The following is a 23,502-nucleotide window of genomic DNA, read 5'->3' as shown; positions in this document are numbered from 1 at the left end:
CAAAGGGAGAGGGGGGTTAATCTCTTTCACGGCTGTTGTATGCTTGCATCTGGTCAGCTGCCGGGGCAAAGGCGGTGCAGAGCACTGGGGAAGCCGGGAATTGCCGCACCGTTACTGGCGGTAGGATTGATGGAAGTTGTTGCTGGTTGGAGAGTGGGGTTGGAGCAGCAGCCGCGAGGGATCGACCAGGCAGCCTTTGTGGCCGCCAATGCCACGCTGATTGGTGATGTGCAGCTCTCGGAAGGGGTGAGCATCTGGTACGGGGCCATTTTGCGAGGGGATCTGTCGCCGATTGTGATTGGCCGCCGCAGCAACATTCAAGACGGGGCGATCCTGCACGGGGATCCGGAGCAGCCGACCTGCATCGGCGAGGAGGTCACCGTCGGCCATCGGGCCGTCATCCACAGCGCCCACATCGAGGCGGGATCCCTGGTGGGGATTGGGGCCGTCATCCTCAACGGAGTCACCATCGGGGCGGGCAGCATGGTCGGGGCTGGAGCGGTGGTCACCCGCTCGCTGCCGCCCCGCTCTTTGGCAGTCGGGATCCCGGCCAAGGTCATCCGCACCCTGACAGACCAAGAGGTGGAGCAGTTGCGCCGCCACGCCGAGCACTATGTGGATTTGGCGCTGCAACACGCCCGTCGTTTCGCCAGATGGCCGGGCCCTGCTGCTCCGGCCTAAGCCTACCCTTCAGCAGCGGGGATCCCCGCAGAGCACCCAGGTATCTTTGCTGCCGCCCCCTTGGGAGGAGTTGACCACTAGGGATCCCTTTTTGAGGGCCACGCGGGTTAGGCCGCCGGGATGAACGTAGATCTCTTTGCCGTAGAGAATGTAGGGCCGCAGATCCACATGGCAGGGCTCCAGCCTCAGCCCCTCTCCCCAATCCACGAGGGTGGGCACGCGGGAAAGACACACGACGGGCTGGGCGATGTAGTTGCGGGGCTGGGCGCGGATTTTCTCGGCAAAAGCGGCCCGCTCCTCCGGTGTGGCCCGCGGTCCCATCAGCATGCCGTAGCCGCCCGACTCATTGGCCGCCTTCACCACCAACTTGTCCAGGTTCTCCAGCACATAAGCTTGATCCTTGGGATCCCAACACAAGTAGGTGGGCACATTGGGCAAAATCGCTTCTTCTCCCAGGTAGTAGCGGATCATCTGGGGCACATAGGCGTAGATGACCTTATCGTCTGCCACTCCTGTCCCCAAGGCATTGGCAATTGCCAGCCGACCCGAGCGATAGACCTCAAACAGGCCGGGTACCCCCAAGAGGGAATCGGGGCGAAAGACCAGCGGATCGATGAAGTCATCGTCGATGCGGCGGTAGATTACATCCACCCGTTGCAGGCCCTTGGTGGTGCGCATCTGCAAATAGCCATCGGCCACCACCAAATCCCGTCCTTCCACCAGCTCCACCCCCATCTGCTGGGCCAGAAAAGAATGCTCGAAGTAGGCGGAGTTGTAGATGCCGGGGGTGAGCACCACCACTGTCGGGTTGGCCAGGTGCGGCGGCGTCAGATTGAGGAGGGTATCCAACAAGTGGCTGGGGTAGTCGTCCACCGGGCGGATCCCCATCGTGTTAAACAGCGAGGGAAAGGTGCTTTTCATCACCCGCCGGTTTTCCAGCACATAGGAAATGCCCGAGGGGCAGCGCAGGTTGTCTTCCAGCACGTACCAAGTCCCGTCCCGATCCCGCACCAGGTCGGTGCCGGTGACGTGGCACCAAATTCTCCCCGGCGGGTTGAGCCCAATACAAGGCCGCAGGAATCCTTTGGCCGTCTCGACCAGCTCAGCAGGGATCACCCCATCCTTGAGGATCTTCTGGTCGTGATAGACGTCGTCGATAAACAGGTTCAGGGCATGGATGCGCTGCTTCAGGCCCTGCTCCAGCCGCTGCCACTCAGAGGCTGAGACGATGCGGGGAATGATGTCGAAGGGGAAAATCCGCTCCGTGCCCTGGCTGTCGCCATAGACGTTGAAGGTTACCCCCATCTGAAAGAGGGCTGCCTGGGCCGCCGCTTGCCGCTGCTGCAGCTCTCCTTCTCCCAGCGAATGCAGGCGCTCAATCAGCGGGATCGCCTCAGGGCGAGGCCGACCGCGCCCCACAAACAGCTCATCGTAAAAACCTTCACCTGGGTCATAAGTATCAAAACGCACGTCGGGATCCCTCGAACCCTACCCTGTTTTACTGTGGGCGGCTCTGGATTTGCCTAGTGTGCTTCCGGCTACTTTTACGGTTATCGTGGTGGAAGTTAGGACAGGGGGTATACTGGTTGCCCCCAGTCAGCCAGAGTTGTCAAGGTTTATGGTGGCGAGCGGTACTTTCTCAGCTTTGTTGTCAATGTAGTGTAGAGGAATGAACCGGACACCCTCTTTTGTAAATCGGCCCCTCATCGGCGTTACTACCCCCAGCCGCAACGGCCAGGGAGATTTTGTGGCGCCGGGCCGCTATGTGGATGCCCTTCGCGCTGCTGGCGGGATCCCCGTTCTTTTTCCCCCAGGCGAAAGTGAGCCACAAGCGCTGCTGGCTGCGGTAGATGGGCTGGTGTTGACAGGAGGCGGCGACCTTTGCCCCAGCACCTACGGAGAGGATCCCCAACATCCCCAGGTGCGTCACGTCAGCGCCGAGCGGGATCGCTTTGAGATGGCCTTGGCGGCAGCCGCGCTGGCGCAAGGGATCCCGGTCTTGGGCATTTGTCGAGGGATGCAGTTGCTGAACGTGGTCAGCGGCGGCAAGCTGATCCCCCATGTGCCCGACGTGTACGACGAGCTGGATCATTTCAACCCCGCCGATCGCAAGCCCGTTCGCCACAGCGTCAGCCTCATCCGCTCCACCCGCCTGCAGCAAATTGTCGGCGTCGACGCAATCTCCGTAGTCTCTTGGCACCACCAGGCTGTTTGGGGGGTGCCGGCGGGCTGGCGTTTGGCTGCCTGTTCTCCCGACGAGCTCATCGAGGCCATCGAGCACGAAACCCATCCCTGGGCTATTGCCGTGCAGTGGCACCCCGAGTTCACCTTTGAAGAGGCTGAGCATTTTCGCCTGTTTCAGGCCTTTGTGCAGGCAGCGCTGCAGTTTTCGCCGCGCCTGGCCAGCTCTGAAGCAATGCCTCAGGTTGCCTAGGGATCCTGTGCTGCTGCTGGAGAAGAGGCGGGGGCTTATCCCTCGCGATAGCCGGGGAGAGCCCTTGCTATGCTTTGCCCAGTGCCCCCAAAAGAGGGCCTATGAGCAGGAGACAGGCACTGGCTAGAGCAGTTCTGGGTGTCTTAGCTTTTTTCGGTTTAGGTTTTGGCTGTAGTCCCAGCCCTTGGCTGCGTCAGTTTGGCACCCCTTCCTCTGACGAGGCTCGCGCCATCGCAATTGATGGAAAGGGAAATATTTGGGTGGCGGGGGTAACGGAGGGAAGCTTTTTGGGCCAAAGCTCGGCAGGGGGTGGCGATGGTTTCTTGCGCAAGTACAATGCCTGGGGCCGAGAGCTCTGGACACGGCAGTTGGGCACCCCTGCTTTAGACGAAGTTGTGGCGGTGGCAGTGGACAGGAGAGGGAACACCTGGGTGGCAGGAGTGACCTACGGCGCTTTCCCTGGCTACAGCAATGCCGGCGCAAAAGACATCTTCCTGCGTAAGCACGATCCCCAGGGTCGGGAGCTCTGGACGCAGCAGTTGGGCGGTGCTGAGCCTGACCAGGTCACTGCCATTGCCGTGGATGGCAAGGGCAATGTCTGGGTAGCCGGAAATAGCGGAGGCAAGAGCTTTGTGCGCCAATACAACGCTGACGGCAAACCGCTCTGGGTCCGCGAGCTAGGGGCCCAGGTCACTGCCCTGGCCGCCGATGGGGCAGGAAATCTCTGGATAACCGGATTCGTCCGCGACCGCACAAGGGCTGGCGGCTTTGTCGGCCAGTATGATCCCAGCGGCAACCAGGTTTGGCTGCGCCAGTTTTCCAACAAAGGGGGCGACGGCACTCTTGCCATCGCTGTGGGAGAGGAGGGAAAAGTTTGGGTGGCGGGCTATACCCAAGAGGCTCCTGCTGGACAGGCCTTGCTCCAAGGGTACAGTGTCTTTGTGCGGCAGTATGATCCCTACGGCAACGAGCTCTGGAGCCGCCAATGGGACAGCGCGAAAGGGGAGCGCCCTCTGGCCATTGCCGTGGATAGGCTCGGAAGGGTCTGGGTGGCAGGATCCACCCAGGGGATCCCTGCAAGTCGCAGCGATGCCTTTGTCCGCCTCTACGATACCAACGGCGGCGAGCTCTGGCGCCACCAGTTCGGCAGCGCCGACTTCGACTGGATTCAGGCCATGGCGCTAGACCAAGAGGGCACCCTCGGGGTGGTAGGTGTAACCTGGGGATCCCTCGCCGGAGAGCCCCATGCTGGTCTGAAAGATGTCTTTGTGCTCAAGTACGGCCGTTAGATTGACACCCCCACCGCCTCAAGGCGTAGGGTTCTCACGTAGTTCAAACAGGCGCTGTCAAGACGCCTCTAGACAGTCCCCTCAGGAAAAGCCCTGCTCGCGTCAGCAGGACGGCGTCCTCTCGCGTCTCGGACGCCTGCACCAGTCGGGTTTTTCACCGTGATTAGCTGCTGGCCTGGGAACGGTACGCCTTTTCGGCAAGTATACCCTTGGCAATTACGAGCTTTTCCGCTCCCCACGCAAGTGCGGGGCTACCAAGCTATCCTTCTGGGTAGTCTCAAGGAGATGGCGGGGCGCCTGGCGCTGGCTCTATGCATCGGATAGCTGCTTTGCCGGGGGGATGGGATCCTTCCCAAGGTGGGGTCATTTTCCTGGAGCAGGATCCTGCGCCCATCGTTGTCCTGTCGGCAGCCGACACGGATCTGACGGCCTTGAGCGCAGCCATGCGCCTGCTGCCGGCTGATTTCCCGGCGGTGCGGGCGGCTAACCTCTTGCAGTTGCAACAGCCTCTCAGCATCGACGACTACGCCGAGAAGGTGTTGCGGCAAGCTCAGGTGGTGCTCCTGCGCCTGTTGGGGGGAAGGGCCTACTGGAGCTATGGTCTGGAGGTGGCCAAAGAGGTAGCGGCAGCAGCGGGAGCCACCCTGATTGTGATCCCTGGGGATGACCGCCCCGATTGGGATTTGGTTAGCCACTCCACCGTGCCCCTGACAGTAGCAGACCGGGTGTGGCAGTACTGGCTGGAAGGAGGGGCAGCCAATGTGGCGGCTTGCTTGAAATTCTTGGCCAGGGAGTTTCTGGGACAGGAGTACGCCGTGCCAGAGCCGCAGGTGCTGCCCCGGCTGGGGATCTACCATCCCCCCCTATTCCCCCTCAGGGATCCCCACGCCCCCAAGGTAGGGATCCTGCTCTACCGGGCCCATGTTTTGGCGGGGAATACGCAGCCAATAGATGCCCTGGCCAACGCCCTGCAGGAGCGGGGGTTGCAGCCGCTGTGTCTGTACACCTATGGCCTGCAGGAGCCGGACTTGCCGCAGGCCATCCGGGAGCACTTCGGCGGCCAAATTGAACTTTTGTTGAACACCACCAGCTTTTCCCTGGCCCGCCTGGAGAGCGAGCAGCCCGATGTCCGTCTCTGGCAGGAGCTGGATGTGCCGGTTGTGCAGGTGGTCTTGAGCAGTGGGTCGCGGGAGCGCTGGGAGAACTCCACCCGGGGCTTGGGGGCGCGGGATCTGGCCATGAACGTGGTGTTGCCGGAGGTGGACGGCCGCATCCTCAGCCGCGCCATCTCGTTCAAGACGGTTCAACAGTGGGATCCCCGCCTGCAGACGGAGATCATGGCCTATGAGGCTGTGCCGGATCGGGTGGCGTTTGTAGCCGAGCTGGCGGCCAACTGGGTAAAGCTGCGGCGCACTCCTGCCAACCAGCGCCGTCTAGCCTTGATTTTGGCCAACTACCCCAGCCGGGATGGACGGCTGGCCAATGGGGTAGGGTTGGATACACCGGCAAGCTGCGTCGAGATCCTCAAGGCCCTGGCGGAAGCTGGCTACCGCGCCTGTCCACTGCCCCAGAGCGGAGATGAGCTCATCCGCTGGCTAACCCAGGGCCAAACCTATGATCCGCTGGGATCCCTACGCCCGGCGCGGCAGGTGCTGCCGGCTGCCCTCTACCGGGAGTGGTTTGCCCAGTTGCCTGCCGCTGTCCAAGAGGATCTGGTGCGGCAGTGGGGGGATCCGCCCGCCCACGACATCCCCATTGTCGGCCTGCAGCTGGAGCAGGTTTTTGTCGGCCTCCAGCCGCCGCGAGGCTACGACCGGGATCCCTCTTTGAACTACCACGCCCCAGATTTGGTACCGCCCCATGAGTACCTGGCCTTTTACCTGTGGCTGCGGCAAGTGTTTGGCGTGCAGGCAGTGGTGCATGTGGGCAAGCACGGCAACCTGGAGTGGCTGCCTGGCAAGGGATCCGCCCTTTCGGCCACCTGCTACCCAGAAATAGCCTTGGGGCCTCTGCCCCACTTCTACCCCTTCATCGTCAACGATCCTGGCGAGGGATCCCAGGCCAAGCGGCGGGCTCAGGCTGTCATCCTCGACCACCTCACCCCGCCCTTAACCCGTGCCGAGCTCTACGGGCCCTTGGCGGAACTGGAGCGGCTGATGGACGAGTACTACGAGGCCCAGCAGATGGATCCTGGGCGCTGCCCGCTGATCCGCGCCCAGATCCAGGAGCTTGCCTGCCGAGAGCACCTCGACCTGCAGTTCAACCTGGATAAGGAAGAAGACTGGGGCCGCCTCGATGGCTACCTCTGCGAGCTCAAGGAATCCCAGATCCGAGATGGACTGCACATCTTTGGCTGCACCCCCACTGGCGAGCAACTGGTGGATCTCCTGCTAGCCCTGGCCCGCTACCCGGGCTCTGGCCAGTTGGGCCTTACGCAGGCCATCGCCCGCGACTGGGGCTGGGACTGGGATCCCCTGGCCGCCGACCTGACGGATCCCTGGCCGGACAAACCGCCGGCCTAAAAGTCGCTACCGAATTGCAAGGGAAAGCTCGCCGCCTCAATCCCTAGCCCCCCTCTCCCTCTGGGAGAGGGGCCGGGGGTGAGGGACGCTCTGGGAGAGGGGCCGGGGGTGAGGGGCAAACTCAAACCGAGAAGCCTCAGCAGGCGTTTTAATAGCGAGATTGGAAGTTGCGCCGCCGCTCACCGCCGTTGGCGTTACCAGAGCGGAAGCCTGAGGTGGGGCGTTCTTCTCGCGGACGAGCCTTGTTGACCTTGAGGTCACGGCCCATCCATTCTGCGCCGTCCAGAGCGGCAATGGCAGCCTGCTCTTCGGCTTCAGAGCTCATTTCCACGAACCCAAAACCGCGGATGCGGCCTGTCTCACGGTCGGTAGGGATCTGCACCCGCTTCACGGAACCGTACTCGGCAAAAACAGCGGTCAAATCCGCTTCCGTCACCTTAAAGGAAAGGTTACCTACATAAATTGACATCGACGATCTCCGAAAGAGAGAGGAACAAAGGGCGAGATATTCGGAGAGCCGTCTGCCAATACAAAACGTGAAAACCCGTCAAGACCAGAAGAACCGAACGCTACAACCGACATTTATCTCGAATTAATTTTCATCATAACACAGAGATGGGGGATGGTCACTCCCCTTGCACAAAAATAGCCGGTGCTATTGAGCTCGAGGCTACGCAAGTCGGCTGCCCAGGTCAAGAGCCCCAAAGGAGAGCGCTCCCCGTTGCCCTAGCCCAGCTTTTCCAGGCGGGCTTGCAAGAGCTGCATCTGGGCCTCCAGCTCCGCCAGTTGCTCGCGGCTAGCCTGCACCACTTCCGGGTTGGCCCGACTGAGGAAACTGGGGTTCTCCAGGCGGGCGCGGATCCCTTGAGCCTCTTTTTCCAGCTTGGCCAGATCTTTTTGCACTTTAGCCCGCAGCGCCTCCACATCCACCAGCCCCGCCAAGGGCACCAGCACCTGCACCGTGCCCACTACGGCAGCCGCCACCTGCTTGGGCTCCGTGGCCAGGGATCCCGTAATTTCTAGGGACTCGGCCTTGGCCAGATCGCGGATGTAGGCTTGAGCGGCGGTGAGGATCCGCTGCTCGTCGGGATCCTCGGTAACCAGCAGAGCCGTGATGGTTTGATGGGGCTTAAGGCCAGCCTCTGCCCGCAGGTTGCGCAAGCTGCTGATGGTCTGGATCACCAGGCCGAACTCCCGCTCCAGTTGAGGGTCAACCCAGTTAGGGTCAGGGGCGGGATAGGGCTGGACGGAGATGGAGGTGGCTTGGTTGGCCTGGGTGAGGAGCTGCCAGACTTCTTCGGTGACGTGGGGCATCCAGGGGTGCAGCAGCCGGAGGATGGTCTCCAGCACAGTGGCCAACACCTGCTGTGCCGTGCGCTTGGAGGTTGGGTCTTCTCCCCGCAGCCGCGGCTTGGCCAGCTCGATGTACCAGTCGCAGAAGTCATCCCAAATCAGGGAATACAAGAGCCGCGCCCCCTCGCCCAGGCCGTAGGCTTCCAGCTCTTCGATAACCTGGGTGGCCGCGGAGTGCAGTCGCGACAGGATCCAGCGATCGGCCAGCTCCAGCGCCTCCGGAGCCGGGGATCCCAGTTGGGCGGGGGTCTGCCCCTCCAGGTTCAGGAGCACAAAGCGGGAGGCGTTCCAGATCTTGTTGGCGAAGTTGCGGGCTGCTTCCACGCTGGCGCTCTCGCCGGTCTTGCGGTCGTAGGCCAGGCGGATATCCTGCCCTGCCCCCACCACTTCTTTAACCAGAGCGTAGCGCAGGGCGTCGGTGCCGTATTTGTCCAAAAGCTCGATGGGATCGATGCCGTTGCCCTTGGACTTGGACATTTTCGCCCCCTGCTCGTCCCGCACCAGGCCGTTGATGTAGACATCCTTGAAGGGGATCTGGCCGGTAAACTGCACTCCCATCATGGCCATGCGGGCCACCCAGAAAAAGATGATGTCGAAGCCCGTGGACATGAGGGAATTGGGGTAGTAGCGCTTGAAGTCCTCTGTCTCTTCCGGCCAGCCCAGCGTGGAAAAAGGCCACAGAGCGGAGCTAAACCAGGTGTCCAACACATCGGGATCCCGCTCCAGCCGCTCGATGGCGGGGCCAAACTTCTCCCGTGCCTTAGCCCAGGCCTCTTCGGCATTGCGGGCCACCACAAAAGCCTGGGGATCCTCAGGGATCTGGCCGTCGATGACCGGATACCAGGCCGGGATCTGGTGCCCCCACCACAGTTGCCGCGAGATGCACCAGGGGCGCAGCTTCTCCAGCCAGCCGGTGTAAACCTTGGTCCAGCGCTCCGGAATAAAGCGGGGGTTGTGGTGTTCCCGCTCCTCCTGCAAGCAGCGGGCCCCCATCCCCGAGACATCGCAAAACCATTGAATGGAGAGCAGCGGCTCAATGGGCACACCCCCGCGGTCGCTGTAGGGCACGCTGTGGGTGTACTCTTCCACCTTCTCCAGCAGACCGTGCTCGGCAAACCACTGCACCACCTTCTCGCGGGCGACAAAGCGATCCAGACCGGTGAAGGGATCCCCGTTCTCGTTGAGGGTGCCGTCCTTGTTGAGAATGTTGATCAAGGGCAACTGGTGGCGACGGCCCATCTCAAAGTCGTTGGGATCGTGGGCTGGGGTAACTTTGACACAGCCGGAGCCAAAGGAGGGATCCACGTACTCGTCGGCGATGATGGGGATAAGGCGATCCTTGATGGGCAGCCGCACAAACTGGCCAATGAGATGGCGGTAGCGCTCGTCTTGCGGGTGGACCGCCACGGCTGTATCCCCCAGCATCGTCTCGGGGCGGGTGGTGGCCACCACCAGGTACTGGTTGGGATCCGCGGCCAAGGGATAGCGGAAATGCCAGAGGTGACCCTTGACCTCTTTGTTGTCCACCTCGATGTCGGAGACTGCCGACTGGGTGGCCGGACACCAGTTGACCAAATACTCGCCCCGGTAAATTAGCCCTGCTTCGTAGAGGCGGACAAAGGCTTCCGTAACTGCCCGGCTCAGCCCCTCATCGAGAGTAAAGCGATCCCGCGTCCAGTCCAGCGACAGGCCCAGGCGCCGCAGTTGGCTTTTGATGGTGCCCTGGGATTGCTCCTTCCAGGCCCAGGCCCGCTCCAGAAAAGCCTCGCGGCCCAGGTCAAAGCGGCTCTTGCCCTCCTGGCGCAGTTGGTTTTCCAGGATGGTGTGCACGGCAATGCTGGCATGATCCGTACCGGGCAGCCAGAGGACGTTGTAGCCGCGCATGCGCTTGTAGCGCACCACCACATCCGGCAGGGTAAAGGCAAAGGCATGGCCCATGTGCAGGCTGCCCGTGACGTTGGGCGGGGGCAGCACCATGCTGAAGGCTTCTCCCGGCGCCTTGGGATCCGCCACATAAAACCCCTTTTCCTCCCAAAAGCGCTGCCACTTCGGCTCGGTCGCAAAGGGGTTGTACTGGCTGGGCAGGTGGGCGAGGGCAGGTGCAGCAGTCATGCCGAATCTAGGCCAGGGCTTCTCGAAGGACTACCCTAATAGGTTAGCAGGCTTACTTCAAGCCAGTGGGCTCTTGCGGCTCTCTTTGCCGGAGTGGACCTTGCGGGGGATCCCTCTTGACCTTGTAGTTAGCTATAGGGTTTAGGCTAGGAGAGCTGCTGGAGAGAGGGTATAGAACCGGGCGTGTCTGAACTGCTGCGGGTGGGTCAGGTAGCCGAGAAGTTGGGCATCAGTCCCCAAACCCTCTACTTCTACGAGCGCCTGGGGCTCATTCCCAAACCGCGCAGGACGGAGGGGGGCTATCGCCTCTACGGGGAGCCTGAGCTGGAGCGGCTGGCTTTTATTGCCCGCGCCAAGGCTTTGGGACTTACCCTGGCCGAGATCAAAGAACTGCTCTTGCTTCAGGAGAACGGGCAAGCTCTGCCCTGCTGGCAGGTGTACGTAAAGCTAACGGAAAAACTTAGACAAATCGATAAGTCAATTGCCCATCTGCAGGAACTCAAAGGGGAGCTATCGACACTTATTGAACAGTGTCAACAGAAATTTTCTGAACAAGAGAAAAGTTCCTCTTGCACTATCTTCCAACAACAACTCGATAACCCATGACAAGAGAACCCCTTGCACCATTTTCTGCTAATGCTTGGCAGCCCTTGTGTCCAAAGAGCGGGGAGCAAGGGATCCCGGTTCAACTGATTACCCTGAAGAGCCTGCTGTTCCCTCGAGCTTTGGCACAACTGGATGCGGACAGCAGCTACGCGTTTTGCCGGGATCCCGTTTGTCCTGTTGTTTATTTTTCCGAGCAAGGTCAAAGCTTTGGGGTTGACGACCTCAAGGTTCCAGTCTTTCAAAAAGAAAGTGGCGAGGACGTGCCCGTCTGCTACTGTTTTGCATGGACCCGCCGGCGCATCCGGCAAGAGCTGCAGGGATCCAAAACGCCCCAGGCCATTCTTGCCGAGATTGCCGCCCACATCAAAGCCAGGCGCTGTGGCTGCCAGGTCAACAACCCCCAGGGGTTTTGCTGTCTGGAAAATGTCAGGCAGGTCATCTTAGAAGTGCAGCAAGAGAAAGTTGGGGAACGAGATAGCTGAAGAGCCAAAAGACCAGAGATTTCTCCGTTCCAAGGGTAGCTTTGGTCGTACCATTCCTACGAGGATTGCGCACAGATTGTCCAACCTTCTAAAGGCAAACTTGTGTCTAGAATCTTCTCGGCTGGGGTGGGAATTATCGCAATTATCGGCTGAAATAGGCGTTGAGCCATTCCAGGCATTCCATAAAGTAAAACACTAGAGGTCCGGTAAAGACGTAGCTATCGCCCCGATCCAAAATGCCGCCGTGGCCGGGGATGAGATCCCCGGAGTCTTTGACGCCGGCATCCCGCTTCATCAGCGATTCCGTTAGGTCGCCCAACAGGCTCGTTAGCCCAATCAAAAACCCCAGCACGCTGCCGCTCCACCAGCGCCAGGGCCAGTTCAGATAGTAGGCTCCGGCCATGGCCAGGGCCACGCTGGCTGCGATCCCGGCCACCGCCCCTTCCACCGTTTTTTTGGGGCTGAGGAGGGAGAGCTTGGTGCGCCCAAAGGCCCGCCCACAGAGGTAGGCCGCTACATCGGCAGCAATGACACAGCCAATAGCCAACAGCGTAATCCACAGCCCTTCGCCAAGTCCTTGGGAAAAAGACAAAGCCCTGACGCGGATCCAGAAGCTGGGCAACAGCGCGCAGTAAAACAATCCCAAAATCGAGGTGGCAATGTCGGCGATGGTGGCCAGCTTGGGCTTAAAAAGCAGATAAAAGCAGATCACAGAACCGGCCACGATAAAAGCAGGGCTGGTCCACTCCGGCTTAACCTGCTGCAAAATCACCAGCACCTGGCTGGAAAACATGGTGGTGCGCATGGCCGGTGCATTGCCCTTGGCCTGCACCAAGCGAAAGAACTCCAGTTGGGCCAGAAAGACGATTAGCCCCATGGCCGCCGTGAAGTACCAGCCCCCTAGCAGGGTGACCGTCAGGGCAAACAGCACCGCCGCAAAACCGCTAACCCAACGGGCTCCCATAGGCGCACCCCGTCACGTTGGTTGGCCAAATATCTCTTGCCCGCGGCTCCAGGTCGAAGTCCGATCCGAAGGCAGAAGAAGCCCTCATCCTTGCGCTCTTGGTGTTCGGGATTCGCGTCTGCGCGACGAAGTCTTGATGCGGCTGCTGCAAAATGGAAACGCCTCTTGCCCTAGCCCTTCAGTTTAACTCTCCTGGATCTCAAACAACTGCCCTTGGCCCTACAGGGTGGAACTTACGGGCAAGGTGGCAGGCAAATCCCAACAAGCGATCCTTGAGCATGAGATAATAGGTAAACTGCAAAGCTCACTGCTGACCGCCTAGGACATTCCTGACTCGTTGCACTGCAGCATGGTTCAAGAACTTACTTCTCGCTCTACGACTGCTCGCATTTCTGCCCAAGAGGCTCGCCTTCTCTATGAAGACATGGTGCTGGGCCGCCTGTTTGAGGACAAGTGCGCCGAGATGTACTACAAGGGCAAGATGTTCGGCTTTGTGCACCTGTACAACGGCCAAGAGGCTGTTTCCACGGGGGTGATCAAGGCGCTCAAGCCCACCGACTACGTGTGCAGCACCTACCGGGATCACGTGCATGCCCTCAGCGCCGGGATCCCCCCGCGGGCGGTGATGGCGGAGCTGTTCGGCAAGGCCACCGGCTGCAGCAAGGGCCGCGGCGGCTCGATGCACCTGTTCTCGGCGGAGCACAACTTTTTGGGCGGCTATGCCTTTGTGGCCGAGGGGATCCCGGTGGCCACAGGGGCGGCCTTTTCGGCCAAGTACCGCGGCACCGACCAGGTGACAGCCTGCTTCTTTGGGGATGGAGCCTGCAACAACGGCCAGTTCTACGAGTGTCTCAACATGGCCGCCCTCTGGAAGTTGCCCATCCTCTATGTGGTGGAAAACAACTTCTGGGCTATCGGCATGGCCCACAAACGGGCCACTTCAGTAACCGACATCTACCTCAAGGGCCCTGCTTTTGGCATGCCCGGCTACCAAGTGGACGGCATGGACGTGCTGGCGGTGCGAGAGGCTGCCCAACAAGCTATTGCCCGGGCCCGCGCCGGCGAAGGCCCCACCCTGCTGGAGTGCATCACCTATCGTTTCCGGGGCCATTCCCTCGCCGATCCTGACGAGCTGCGCAGCCCGGAAGAAAAAGAGTTCTGGCGGCAGCGGGATCCCATCCAACGACTGGAACGCTACGCATTGGAACACAACTTGATGACCGAGGCAGACTTTCAGGCCATCCACGCCGAGGTTGGCGCTGCGATTGAAGATGCGGTAACCTTTGCCCTCGAAAGCCCAGAGCCCACCCTGGACGAGCTACATCGCTTTGTGTTTGCCGAAGACGAATAGATCCAGGGCAAACCCCAGCTACAAAAGGCCGCCGATCTGTTTCCAGCCTGTTCCGACGGATTACAGGCAGGGCTGGCTCTTTTGAGCTGAGGGATCCTGCCGACCCCGAAAAGGGTGTGAAGGCATCAGCGACCCACCTGAGCCCAGCAACCCTCGAGGATCCTCAATGCTTAACATCGGGAAACCCTTCCAGAGATCTGCGCAATAGAGCAGCCTTTTTTGTAAATATCACTTCCCATTTGTTTACATAGCTTCATATCATTGAGGTATTGAGCATGAGTATTTATTCCTGGTCATGAGCAATCCTCTTGAGTTTCCTTGGCTGTCGGCCCTGGTGCTCTTGCCGCTGCTGGCAGCCTTTGGGATCCCTTTGATCCCTCAGAGCCGTTGGGCGCGTTGGTATGCCCTCGCTGTGGGGGCTTTTGATTTGGGTCTGATGGTCTATGTCTTTGCGCGGCACTACGACCTGCAGGATTTTTCGCTGCAACTGGCGGAGCGCTACGCCTGGGTGCCCCAGATCGGGTTTCACTGGTCGCTGGCGGTGGATGGCCTGTCCTTTCCGCTGGTGTTGCTCTCGGGCTTGATTACGACCCTGTCGATCGGGGCGGCTTGGAATCTCACCCACAAGCCGCGTTTGTTTTTCTTCCTGCTGCTGCTGATGTACGGCGCCCAGGTGGGCGTGTTCCTGGCGCAGGATCTGCTCCTGTTCTTCTTGATGTGGGAGATCGAGCTGGTGCCGGTCTATCTGCTGATTGCCATTTGGGGTGGGCCGCAGCGCCAGTACGCCGCCACCAAGTTCATCCTCTACACCGCTGCCGCCTCTATTTTTATTCTGGTGGGATCCCTGGCGATGGCCTTCTACGGCGAGGGCTTTAGCTTGGAGATGGCGGAGCTGAGCGCAAAATCCTACCCGCTGGCACTGCAGATCTTGGTGTATGCGGCTTTCCTGATTGCCTTTGGGGTGAAGCTGCCGATTTTTCCAGTTCACACCTGGCTGCCGGATGCTCATAGCGAAGCCTCGGCGCCCATTTCCATGATCCTGGCCGGGGTGCTGCTCAAGATGGGGGGCTACGGCCTCATCCGCCTGAACGTGGGCATCTTGTCGGAGGCCCATGTGTACTTTGCCCCGGTGCTGGCGGTGTTGGGCACGGTGAACATCATCTACGGGGCGCTGGCCGCCTTTGGGCAAAACCACCTCAAGCGGCGCTTGGCCTATTCGTCCATTGCCCATATGGGCTTTGTGTTGATCGGGATCTCTGCCTTCACGGAGTTGGGCATCAACGGCGCCCTCTTGCAAATGATCTCCCACGGTCTGATCGCTGCAGTTTTGTTCTTCCTGACAGGGATCACCTACGAGCGCACCCATACCCTTGCCCTCGACAAGTTGGGCGGGTTGGCCAAGCAAATGCCAAAGGCTTTTGCCCTATTTACAGCAGGATCCCTGGCCTCGTTGGCGCTACCCGGGATGAGCGGATTTGTGGGTGAGCTGACGGTGTTCTTGGGCTTGATCACCAGCGATGCCTATGCGCCGACCTTCAAGGCAGGAATTGCTCTGCTGGCGGCAGTGGGCATTATTCTGACGCCCATTTACTTGCTCTCTATGCTGCGGCAGGTGTTTTACGGGGCTCAGGATCCCGGCTTGGTGTTGGAAGACTACCTGGGGGATCTGCGCCCGCGAGAAATGGCGGTGGCTCTCTGTCTGCTGTTGCCGATTCTCGGCATTGGCCTCTACCCGCGGCTGGCTACCCAAACCTACGATGTTACGACGGTGGCGGTAGCTGCTCAGTTGCGCAGTGTGTTGGCAACTGAAATTGTGCAGCGGCCTTTCTTGCCGGTGCAACCGGCCCAGGTGGCGGCTCTGACCCTGGAAGATTGAAACGGGGTCAAGACCTCGGTTGTTCTCTATCCCTCAATTAGCCCAGAAGAGCTGGTGTTCGAGGAGCAACTCGACTCAACCTTCAGCTCTTCTTTTTGTTTTTTAAGCTTCTTTTAAGTTTTAAGGTTGGATTTAGGATTGGGGATGCTCCTGGGCTGGGATTTTCCGATGGTTGATTGTTCTTGGGCTGCCAATCCTAGCGGTGATCGGTACGAATGGAGTTCTGTTCCATCAGGTTTAGCTGCACCACCAACCACCAGAGGGTTACATCCGAATAGGTCGCCCGACGCTTGAGCCGAGAAATGGAGTGTACTGGGTTTTGGCTGTCGATCATCCACTCCGAAGCGATGATTTGGCCACGTTGCTGAGCATTCATGGTTTCTCCCTCCGCTCGCCAACTGCTCAATACTTAGGATGGCTAATACCCAGAATGGCCAATTTGCACGGGAGTGTGTGAAAAAATATATTACACAGGCATCTCCAAAGTCGGCTAACTTTCTTAGCAATAGGGATCTCATCAGCTGCTGGGTTGCCGATTCGCCGTCCGGGAACGAGAAAAACCTTGTAAAAAGGGCAAAATATTGGCTGAGTGGATCCCCTCTATCTTCACAAGTCTTAAAACCGGAAAGATCCCATCTCTCTACTGGCCTGAAGGTCTGGGTTCTACCTCTGTTTGCCAACCTTTATAGCAGCAACCCTTGAGAAGTCCAAAACAACGATGAGAGCCAAGGCCACCTCCCCCCAGCCCGCCGCTGCTTTTGCAGAAGTGGTGGAGGCCAACACCACAACCTTTGTGGCCCAGTGCTTCGAGCCGGAACGCTTGACCTTCCCGCCTATGCCTGCTCTCGGCAGTTGGACGCGCTCCCAAGACGAGGAGACCGGCAACCCGATCTATGGAGTGGTTTGCTATGCCGCCATTGCGCCCATCGACACGGTTCACCGCACCCGAGCTTTGGGTCTCTCCCCTGAGGAGTTGCGGGAGCAGCAGCCTCAAATTTTCGCCATGTTGCGCACCGATTTCCGCGCGGCCATTGTCGGCTTTGTCAGTGGGGGGCGGGTCTACCAGTACCTGCCGCCACGCCCTCCCCAGATTCACCAGCCAGTTTATCTCTGCTCCGATACAGAGGTCAGGGAGTTTTGCCGCTCTTTCGAGTTTTTGCGTACTCTGCTACGGGTCAACGGGATCCCGACCGATGAGCTGGTGGCTGCCGTGATTCGCCAGACTTACCGAATCCTGAACTGGGATCGCAACTGGCTTTTACAGGCAGGTCGGCAGTTAAGCTCGCTGTTGCGGGACGATTACGAGCATCTCAGCGCGATTTTACGAAAGATTGAAGTATAGGCGAAGAAATGTTGAGAATGGCCTTGGATCCTTCTTGAGTCGAGCTAGAGGGTGATAATCTGAGGCAGTTTGCTGTGGGATGTGTTCCTTTTGTATCCTCTTTCCGCTGTAAAAATGTTTAACAAATTCAATTCTTCTGATAAGCCCTCTAAAGGCAATTGGGCAGGCCGCACCTTTTCTGCTGCTGCGGGCGCTGTAGTGGCAGCCGGTGTTTGCATTGCCCACGGTCAGCCGGCTCATGTGTCGCTGTGGGTGGCCTGTTGCGCGACCGTATTTACCCTTGTTTTGGATGAGATGGGCTGGATTTAGGCTCAGTATCAATCGGCTTTGGGTTGTGCTGCATTGAGAAACCGGACTAAAGCAGAGATCAACCACTAGGAAATCTCAAATAGAGCTCCCTGCCCATCTGGGCTTGCGGCTTAGGTGAAGGGATCCCTTCATCCTGCTTCGCGGGCTGCCCGCACCAACAATCCTGCTGTGATCAGCCCTGCCAAAATAGAGCTGCCGCCATGGCTGAACAAAGGCAGGGGCACACCTGTGGTGGGCAGGATCCCGGTGACCACGCCGATATTCATTAGCGACTGCCCCACCAAAAACATCAGGCAGCCGCAGGCTACCAGGCGAATGGGCAACTCTCGGCAGCGACCCATCACCCGCCAGCCCAGCAGGGTATAGAAGGTCAGTAGCCCCAGAAAGAACAGGGATCCGGCCAAGCCGAACTCCTCTGCGTACACCGAGAAGATGAAGTCGGTGTATTGGATGGGCAGATAAAACAGCTTTTGCTGGGAAAGGCCATACCCCTTGCCCCACAGGCCGCCAGAGCCAATGGCCAACAGGCTTTGCACCAACTGGTAGCCATCCCCTTGGGCATTGCCCCAGGGATCCAAAAAAGCCAGGATGCGCCGCCGTTGGTAGTCTTTGCTGAGAATGCTGGCCACGGTTGCCAGAATCCCCAGCCCCGCTGTGGCCAGAAGGGAGAAAGCTGGGATCCCGGCAGCCCAAGCCATGACCCAGAGGGTAAGGCCACAAATGGCCGTGGTGCCCAGGTTGGGCTGGGCGAGGATCCCCAAGAGGGCAAAGGCGAAGATGCCCACCCACAAGACGCGGAACCAGAGCGGGTGGTGAAACCAGCGGCCAAAGACCCAGGCTCCCTGCAACACCAACAGGGGCTTGAGCAATTCGGAAGGCTGGATAATCGGGATCACCTTTAAGTCCAGCCAGCGGCTGGCCTCCAGGCGGGAAACCCCCAGCCCCGGCACTTGGGTGGCCCACACCAAGCCAACTCCCACCAAGCAGAGGAGCCCGGCCCAGGGGAACCAGCGCCGCAAGGGGATCCGCACCAGAGCCGAAAAGCAACTCAGCCCCAGCCCGGCCCAGACCAATTGGCGCCTGAAAAAGTAGAGGCCATCGCCACTGATCCGCTGAGCCACGGGGTAGGAAGCAGAAAACAGCATCATCAGCCCCAGAGCCAGCCAGACCAGGGTGAGCCAGCGCAGCCAGCGAGCTTCAGCATTCCAGGGATCCCTGGAGGGCTTGGCAGCAGGCTCGGAAATGGTTGCCACGGTGTTCAAAGCTGGGGTACTGGTCGAAACTGGCACAGGCGGGGGACAGCAAAACGGTGATGGGTTGAGCAGGGGCTCCGTCCCGCTGACGCGAGAGGGAACAGGCCGCTGCCAAGGCCCTTTCCACCGCTATATCTAGGGTTGGCACGAGCTCAACGTCAGTATAGTGGATCCCCTTGAGGGCTTCGGCCAGAGTGGGGCCAGCCTCTCCCATCAGCAGCACCCGCGCCACCTTGGCCCGAATCAACTGCAGCCAGGCGGCGGGATCCCCCTGCTTGGCCCTTCCCCCGGCAATCAAAACAATGGGTGGGGGGAGGGCGTTGAGCGCCACCCAGCCGGCCTCGTAGTTGGTGGCCTTGCTGTCGTTGACAAAGCGGATGAGGGTGGATCCCATCTGGATTTGCGCCACCCGCTCCAGCCGATGGGGCATGCCGGCAAAGGATCGGATGGCTTTTTGAATGGCGGCGTTGGGGATCCCGGCCAGACGCGCTGCTGCTGCCGCCAAGAGCAGGTTTTGCAGATTGTGTTGGCCGGGGCAGCGTTCTGCAAAGTCTCCCAACTCCGCCACCGCTTCCCCCTGGATATAGAGGCAGCTTTCCCGCAGGTCAACGAATGCAGTGGGATCCCGTTGTCCAGTAACAAGGGAAATCCAATAGGTGTTTTCCCAGTCCTGTCGGCGGCGGCACAGGTAGGGATCCTCGCCATTCACGACCCGCCACTGGGCCCGATCCAAGAGGCGAGCCTTGAAGCCGGCATAGCGCTCCAGCGTCCCGTGCCGTTCCAAGTGATCGGGAGTGAAGGTGGTCCACACCCCAATGCGCGGCGGCCCCCCAGGCGTACTGCTCATGAGGCGGCTGCTGGCTTCCAACTGATAGCTGCTCAGCTCCGCCACGATCCAATCCGGCTCTAGCTTTCCCTGGAGCGTTTCCAAAGCCACCTGAGAGAGGGGAAGGCCGATATTGCCGCAGGGGATCCCTTCTAGCCCCGCGGCTTTGAACATCTCCGCCACCAGCGCCGTGGTGGTGCTTTTGCCGTTGGTGCCGGTGATCCCCACCCAAGGCAGGTGCTCAAGGTAGCGCCAGGCCAGCTCCGCTTCCCCCACCACCTCGATCCCCTGTTGACGCGCCGCCTGCAGCAGCGGGTGATCCCAGGCAATGCCCGGACTGACCACCACCTGCTCCACTCCTGTTGCCAGTTGAAAAGGCTCCCCCAGCCGAACGGGGATCCCTTCCTGGCTCAACTCGGCCTGCCGCTGCCGCAGGAGAGGGGACTCTTGCTCATCCCAAACCAGCACTTCATACCCTTGGGCCCGCAACAGTCGCGCTGCCGCCAGCCCCGCAATACCCAGCCCCAAAACCTGATGGCCCACGTCGGTTTCCCCATCATCCCCCTAGGTCTGGATCTTACAATGGCTACATCCACCACCCTCTTCTTCTCTCTCACATAACGCTTTCTCAAGGGATCTCGATGGCCGGCGTGAGGTTTGGCATTGTTGTTTTTCCCGGGTCTAATTGCGACCGAGACGTAGCCTGGGTGGCCCGCAGCCTTTGCGGCTGCCCAACGCGGTTGATCTGGCACCGGGAGACGGATTTGTCAGGGCTGGATGTGGTGGTGCTGCCGGGGGGCTTCAGCTACGGGGATTATTTGCGTTGCGGGGCCATCGCCCGCTTTGCGCCGGTGATGGGATCCCTGGCCGAGCATGTGGCGCGGGGGGGCTATGTCTTGGGCATTTGCAACGGCTTCCAGATCTTGACAGAAGCCGGCCTGCTGCCGGGGGCGCTGGTGCGCAACGCCAACCTGCACTTTATCTGCGACCGGGTGGGGATCCGCGTGGAACGGCAGGATCTCCTGTGGACAAGGGCTTACCCCGGCGGAGCCACCCTGACCCTGCCCATTGCCCATGGAGAAGGCCGCTACACCTGCGATGCCGACACCCTCAAGCAGTTGCAAGACAGGGGGCAGATCGTCTTTCGCTATGCTCCGGTCGCGCCCAACGGCTCGGTGGATAACATTGCCGGCATTTGCGATCCCAGCGGTCGCATCCTCGGCCTGATGCCCCACCCGGAGCGGGCGGCAGATCCCGATTTGCCAGGGCAGGATGGGATCCCTTTTTGGCAGTCCATCGTAACCAGTCTTGCCAGTTGACTAGAACTGCTGGGCCTGCAACAACACCTGGCGCACTTGGTTCACCATCTCCTCATGATCCACCACCGGCTTGGCGATGTAGCCATCGGCCCCGCTCTGGGCCAAAAAGGCCTCGCGGTCGCCGCGCATGGCGTGGGCCGTCACCAAAATGATGGGAATGGAGCGGCTTTTGGGATCCCCCTTCAGCAGTTGGGCAATGCGGATCCCGTCTACTGCCTCGCCGCGAAAGGTGCTTTGAGAGAGGGAGACATCCAGCAAAATCACGTCCACCTCGCGCGCCTGCGCCAGCCGTAGGATTTCCTCCACATCCTGGCTGTGAAAGACCTCAAACCCGCCTCGCCGCCGCAACACTTTGTCGAAAACGCGGGCGTTAATTGGATCGTCTTCCACCAGCAGCACTGTTGCCATCGCTAACCTAAAGTTGACTTAGTTGCGAACTCAAGCCCCGGCAATCCCCATAGTTCTGGAAACCATCCCGAAGCAATTCTAGCGATCCTATTTGAGCAGTGGGCCAAGGGCTCCCCCTCTAAGATACTGATAGCAATCTCAATAAAGCAGCACCAGCAGCTACCCCCTCTGCCAGCAGGAGAGGACAGCTACCGTTTTGAAAACAGCTTTGCTGGTTTGCCTGTGGGATACTCTACCAGCCTGGAACCGAGCGCCATCTGAAAACAGAACAAGGCCGGGGATTTTTCCGGCCTTGTACGGGGTACAACTGCCGTCTCTTTGGGCCGCCTCAATCGGCTAACGCTCTCGGCAAGCCGACAACAGCAGCCCCTAGCGCAGATTACTTCTTCTGAATCCTAGGAGTTTCGCGAAAGGCGACGGCAAAAAACAGAAGGCCCAAGGTCAAAAACAGAATAAAGGTGTAGGTGATGGCTTCCATACCGACCTCCAAATCAAAATTCTAAGGGGGCTTAATTCCAGATTAGCTTGGAGCCGCCAGCACCCCATCTCTCCAGAGAAACAGAGTGCCGACGGTCATCCCGCGAGAAAGCCTTACGCTTCTTGCACCTTGCGCGTGGTGGGATCCCCCACTTTTTGGAAGACACCGAATTCCACCATTTCCTCGCTCATGTTCGGGTCAATACCGGCAAACACATCCCGGAAGAGGGTGCGGGCGCCGTGCCAGATGTGGCCGAAGAAGAACAGCAGCGCAAAGACCGCATGGGCAAAGGTAAACCAACCGCGGGGACTGGTGTGGAAGGTGCCGTCGGCTTTGGGGGTTTCTCGGTCGAACTCGAAGAGCTGACCCAATTGGGCTTGGCGGGCATACTTCTTAACGGTTGCCGGGTCGGTAAACACCTGGCCGTCCAGTTTGCCGCCGTAGAACTCCACGGTCACGCCCACCTGCTCAAAGCTGTAGCGCGACTCGGCCCGGCGGAAGGGAATGTCCGCCCGCACCACGCCATCGGCATCCCGCAAGATGACCGGGAAGGTCTCGAAGAAGTTGGGCATGCGCTGCACCGTCAGCTCTCGCCCTTCGCGATCCCGGAACACCGGGTAGCCCAGCCACTCGATGGCAATGCCGTCTCCCTTGTTCATGGGACCGGCCCGGAACAGGCCCCCCTTGGCCGGGCTGTTACCCACGTAATCGTAGAAGAGCAGCGACTTGGGCAGAGAATCGTAGGCCTCACTGCGGGTCATCCCGGCTTCCATAGCCGCATTCACCCGCCGGTTAATCTCCTGGTTGAAATAGCCAGAATCCCATTGGTAGCGAGTAGGGCCAAATAGCTCCACAGGAGTCGTGGCACTGCCATACCACATCGTCCCGGCCACCACAAAACCAGCAAAAAACACCGCGGCAATTGAGCTGGACAGCACCGTCTCGATGTTCCCCATCCGCAGAGCGCGATAGAGGCGCTGGGGTGGGCGTACCGTCAGGTGAAACAAGCCGGCAATAATGCCGACAATGCCAGCAGCAATGTGGTGGGCCACCACACCCCCAGCGTTGTAGGGGTTAAACCCGGCTGGCCCCCATTCGGGTGCTACTGGCTGGACGTGCCCTGTCGTCGCATAGGGATCGCTCACCCACATCCCTGGGCCAAACACCCCCGTCAGGTGAAACGCGCCAAACCCAAAGCAGAGGATCCCCGCCAAGAGCAGGTGGATCCCAAACATTTTCGGCAAGTCCAAGGCCGGCTCGCCGGTACGGGGATCCCGGAACAGCTCCAGATCCCAGTAAACCCAATGCCAGCAGGCAGCCAAGAAGAGCAATCCGGACAAAACAATATGGGCAGTGGCTACCCCTTCAAACGTCCAAAAGCCCGTATTGGCCACGCTCTCGCCGTAGATATTCCAGCCGCCCCAGGAGTTGACCACCCCCAGGCGAACCATGAATGGCATGACAAACATGCCCTGACGCCACATCGGATTCAGGACAGGATCCGATGGATCAAAAATGGCCGTCTCGTAAAGCGCCATCGATCCGGCCCAACCTGCTACCAGAGCGGTATGCATCAGATGCACCGCAATCAGGCGACCTGGGTCATTCAGTACAACCGTATGGACCCGATACCACGGTAGTCCCATAAAGCTCGGTCCTCCACGTTCTCCAACACTTACGCAATATCCAGTCAAACCATTAAGCCGACATCTTCACCTGGGATCCTGACCTGAGCAGTTTCTTCAGGGTCGAGGAGTGCCGCACCCGCTTGAGCCAACGAGCGCACCCAAGGGGGATATCGCTCTCAGAATTTTTATCACGGGCATCAAACAGTATAACGAAACGCTACCGACCTGAGCGGCTTCAGCCAGAATGCCGTCTTATTTGGCATCATCTT

General features: G+C 59.8%; 21 protein-coding genes. 11 read left to right on the top strand and 10 right to left on the bottom strand.

What is annotated here, in order from left to right:
* The first annotated feature begins 129 nt into the window (after positions 1-129).
* Complete coding sequence (locus NW826_RS09855; protein WP_414335411.1) at positions 130-681, top strand: gamma carbonic anhydrase family protein; 552 nt, start codon at positions 130-132, stop codon at positions 679-681.
* Between the two features lie 9 nt (positions 682-690).
* Here NW826_RS09855 and NW826_RS09850 read toward each other — a convergent pair whose 3' ends face one another.
* Positions 691-2,151, bottom strand: a complete 1,461-nt coding sequence (locus NW826_RS09850) for a circularly permuted type 2 ATP-grasp protein (protein WP_414335409.1) — start codon at positions 2,149-2,151, stop codon at positions 691-693.
* 199 nt (positions 2,152-2,350) lie between these two features.
* Between NW826_RS09850 and NW826_RS09845 the strand changes: the two genes are divergently transcribed.
* From NW826_RS09845 to cobN, 3 genes are all read left to right on the top strand, one after another.
* Positions 2,351-3,115, top strand: a complete 765-nt coding sequence (locus NW826_RS09845; protein WP_414510032.1) for a gamma-glutamyl-gamma-aminobutyrate hydrolase family protein — start codon at positions 2,351-2,353, stop codon at positions 3,113-3,115.
* Positions 3,116-3,216: 101 nt separating this feature from the next.
* The gene (locus NW826_RS09840) at positions 3,217-4,404 is read left to right on the top strand and encodes an SBBP repeat-containing protein (RefSeq protein WP_414510031.1); all 1,188 of its coding nucleotides are present in this window, start codon (positions 3,217-3,219) and stop codon (positions 4,402-4,404) included.
* 311 nt (positions 4,405-4,715) lie between these two features.
* A complete protein-coding gene (cobN, locus tag NW826_RS09835) occupies positions 4,716-6,926 on the top strand; it encodes a cobaltochelatase subunit CobN (protein WP_414510030.1) in 2,211 nt (736 codons plus the stop codon).
* 148 nt (positions 6,927-7,074) lie between these two features.
* Here cobN and NW826_RS09830 read toward each other — a convergent pair whose 3' ends face one another.
* Both NW826_RS09830 and NW826_RS09825 read right to left on the bottom strand, forming a co-directional pair.
* Entirely contained in the window at positions 7,075-7,395 is a 321-nt protein-coding gene (locus NW826_RS09830) for an RNA recognition motif domain-containing protein (protein WP_414335402.1), read from the bottom strand.
* A 257-nt stretch (positions 7,396-7,652) separates the two neighbouring features.
* Positions 7,653-10,391: a valine--tRNA ligase gene (locus tag NW826_RS09825; protein WP_414510029.1), complete on the bottom strand. Its 2,739-nt coding sequence runs from the start codon at positions 10,389-10,391 to the stop codon at positions 7,653-7,655.
* Positions 10,392-10,574: 183 nt separating this feature from the next.
* Between NW826_RS09825 and NW826_RS09820 the strand changes: the two genes are divergently transcribed.
* Both NW826_RS09820 and NW826_RS09815 read left to right on the top strand, forming a co-directional pair.
* Complete coding sequence (locus NW826_RS09820; protein ID WP_414349108.1) at positions 10,575-10,997, top strand: heavy metal-responsive transcriptional regulator; 423 nt, start codon at positions 10,575-10,577, stop codon at positions 10,995-10,997.
* A 44-nt stretch (positions 10,998-11,041) separates the two neighbouring features.
* Complete coding sequence (locus tag NW826_RS09815; protein WP_414510028.1) at positions 11,042-11,479, top strand: putative iron-sulfur cluster-binding metallochaperone; 438 nt, start codon at positions 11,042-11,044, stop codon at positions 11,477-11,479.
* 142 nt (positions 11,480-11,621) lie between these two features.
* Here the strand turns inward: NW826_RS09815 and NW826_RS09810 are convergent, their stop codons facing one another.
* Positions 11,622-12,443 carry a phosphatidate cytidylyltransferase gene (locus NW826_RS09810; protein WP_414335095.1) on the bottom strand — a complete coding sequence of 274 codons (822 nt, stop codon included), beginning with the start codon at positions 12,441-12,443 and terminating at the stop codon, positions 11,622-11,624.
* Between the two features lie 349 nt (positions 12,444-12,792).
* Between NW826_RS09810 and pdhA the strand changes: the two genes are divergently transcribed.
* Both pdhA and NW826_RS09800 read left to right on the top strand, forming a co-directional pair.
* Complete coding sequence (pdhA, locus tag NW826_RS09805; RefSeq protein ID WP_414335094.1) at positions 12,793-13,794, top strand: pyruvate dehydrogenase (acetyl-transferring) E1 component subunit alpha; 1,002 nt, start codon at positions 12,793-12,795, stop codon at positions 13,792-13,794.
* A gap of 295 nt (positions 13,795-14,089) precedes the next feature.
* Complete coding sequence (locus tag NW826_RS09800; RefSeq protein ID WP_414335093.1) at positions 14,090-15,670, top strand: NAD(P)H-quinone oxidoreductase subunit 4; 1,581 nt, start codon at positions 14,090-14,092, stop codon at positions 15,668-15,670.
* A gap of 196 nt (positions 15,671-15,866) precedes the next feature.
* On the opposite strand, the gene NW826_RS09795 is transcribed toward NW826_RS09800, so the two are convergent.
* The gene (locus NW826_RS09795) at positions 15,867-16,046 is read right to left on the bottom strand and encodes a hypothetical protein (RefSeq protein WP_414335092.1); all 180 of its coding nucleotides are present in this window, start codon (positions 16,044-16,046) and stop codon (positions 15,867-15,869) included.
* Between the two features lie 342 nt (positions 16,047-16,388).
* Between NW826_RS09795 and NW826_RS09790 the strand changes: the two genes are divergently transcribed.
* Complete coding sequence (locus tag NW826_RS09790) at positions 16,389-17,012, top strand: hypothetical protein (protein WP_414510027.1); 624 nt, start codon at positions 16,389-16,391, stop codon at positions 17,010-17,012.
* 69 nt (positions 17,013-17,081) lie between these two features.
* On the top strand, positions 17,082-17,321 hold the full coding sequence (locus tag NW826_RS09785; RefSeq protein ID WP_414335090.1) for a hypothetical protein: 240 nt from the start codon (positions 17,082-17,084) through the stop codon (positions 17,319-17,321).
* A 128-nt stretch (positions 17,322-17,449) separates the two neighbouring features.
* On the opposite strand, the gene NW826_RS09780 is transcribed toward NW826_RS09785, so the two are convergent.
* The gene (locus NW826_RS09780) at positions 17,450-18,574 is read right to left on the bottom strand and encodes an FtsW/RodA/SpoVE family cell cycle protein (RefSeq protein WP_414510026.1); all 1,125 of its coding nucleotides are present in this window, start codon (positions 18,572-18,574) and stop codon (positions 17,450-17,452) included.
* On the bottom strand, positions 18,519-19,943 hold the full coding sequence (murD, locus tag NW826_RS09775; RefSeq protein ID WP_414510025.1) for a UDP-N-acetylmuramoyl-L-alanine--D-glutamate ligase: 1,425 nt from the start codon (positions 19,941-19,943) through the stop codon (positions 18,519-18,521). The genes NW826_RS09780 and murD overlap by 56 nt, the downstream gene beginning before the upstream one ends.
* Before the next feature lie 98 nt (positions 19,944-20,041).
* Between murD and purQ the strand changes: the two genes are divergently transcribed.
* Positions 20,042-20,719, top strand: a complete 678-nt coding sequence (gene purQ / locus NW826_RS09770; RefSeq protein ID WP_414349026.1) for a phosphoribosylformylglycinamidine synthase subunit PurQ — start codon at positions 20,042-20,044, stop codon at positions 20,717-20,719.
* On the opposite strand, the gene NW826_RS09765 is transcribed toward purQ, so the two are convergent.
* From NW826_RS09765 to psbB, 3 genes are all read right to left on the bottom strand, one after another.
* The gene (locus tag NW826_RS09765; RefSeq protein ID WP_414349025.1) at positions 20,720-21,127 is read right to left on the bottom strand and encodes a response regulator; all 408 of its coding nucleotides are present in this window, start codon (positions 21,125-21,127) and stop codon (positions 20,720-20,722) included. It abuts the gene before it with no gap.
* A 379-nt stretch (positions 21,128-21,506) separates the two neighbouring features.
* Positions 21,507-21,605, bottom strand: a complete 99-nt coding sequence (locus tag NW826_RS09760) for a photosystem II reaction center protein T (RefSeq protein WP_011429542.1) — start codon at positions 21,603-21,605, stop codon at positions 21,507-21,509.
* 113 nt (positions 21,606-21,718) lie between these two features.
* On the bottom strand, positions 21,719-23,251 hold the full coding sequence (gene psbB, locus NW826_RS09755; protein WP_414335085.1) for a photosystem II chlorophyll-binding protein CP47: 1,533 nt from the start codon (positions 23,249-23,251) through the stop codon (positions 21,719-21,721).
* Positions 23,252-23,502 lie beyond the last annotated feature (251 nt).

It is taken from the genome of Synechococcus sp. OH20 (assembly GCF_047502685.1).
Lineage (GTDB): Bacteria > Cyanobacteriota > Cyanobacteriia > Thermostichales > Thermostichaceae > Thermostichus.
Note: the sequence above shows the minus strand (reverse complement) of the source record. Positions and strands in the feature narration are given on the sequence as shown.

Bases quoted from the DNA above. Each gene is read 5' to 3' on its own strand.
- NW826_RS09825 (WP_414510029.1), bottom strand. From the start codon at position 10,391: ATGACTGCTGCACCTGCCCTCGCCCACCTGCCCAGCCAGTACAACCCC.
- NW826_RS09830 (WP_414335402.1), bottom strand. From the start codon at position 7,395: ATGTCAATTTATGTAGGTAACCTTTCCTTTAAGGTGACGGAAGCGGAT.
- cobN (WP_414510030.1), top strand. From the start codon at position 4,716: ATGCATCGGATAGCTGCTTTGCCGGGGGGATGGGATCCTTCCCAAGGT.
- purQ (WP_414349026.1), top strand. From the start codon at position 20,042: ATGGCCGGCGTGAGGTTTGGCATTGTTGTTTTTCCCGGGTCTAATTGC.
- NW826_RS09765 (WP_414349025.1), bottom strand. From the start codon at position 21,127: ATGGCAACAGTGCTGCTGGTGGAAGACGATCCAATTAACGCCCGCGTT.
- NW826_RS09800 (WP_414335093.1), top strand. From the start codon at position 14,090: ATGAGCAATCCTCTTGAGTTTCCTTGGCTGTCGGCCCTGGTGCTCTTG.
- NW826_RS09845 (WP_414510032.1), top strand. From the start codon at position 2,351: ATGAACCGGACACCCTCTTTTGTAAATCGGCCCCTCATCGGCGTTACT.
- psbB (WP_414335085.1), bottom strand. From the start codon at position 23,251: ATGGGACTACCGTGGTATCGGGTCCATACGGTTGTACTGAATGACCCA.
- NW826_RS09840 (WP_414510031.1), top strand. From the start codon at position 3,217: ATGAGCAGGAGACAGGCACTGGCTAGAGCAGTTCTGGGTGTCTTAGCT.
- pdhA (WP_414335094.1), top strand. From the start codon at position 12,793: ATGGTTCAAGAACTTACTTCTCGCTCTACGACTGCTCGCATTTCTGCC.
- NW826_RS09760 (WP_011429542.1), bottom strand. From the start codon at position 21,605: ATGGAAGCCATCACCTACACCTTTATTCTGTTTTTGACCTTGGGCCTT.
- NW826_RS09855 (WP_414335411.1), top strand. From the start codon at position 130: ATGGAAGTTGTTGCTGGTTGGAGAGTGGGGTTGGAGCAGCAGCCGCGA.
- NW826_RS09795 (WP_414335092.1), bottom strand. From the start codon at position 16,046: ATGAATGCTCAGCAACGTGGCCAAATCATCGCTTCGGAGTGGATGATC.
- NW826_RS09810 (WP_414335095.1), bottom strand. From the start codon at position 12,443: ATGGGAGCCCGTTGGGTTAGCGGTTTTGCGGCGGTGCTGTTTGCCCTG.
- NW826_RS09790 (WP_414510027.1), top strand. From the start codon at position 16,389: ATGAGAGCCAAGGCCACCTCCCCCCAGCCCGCCGCTGCTTTTGCAGAA.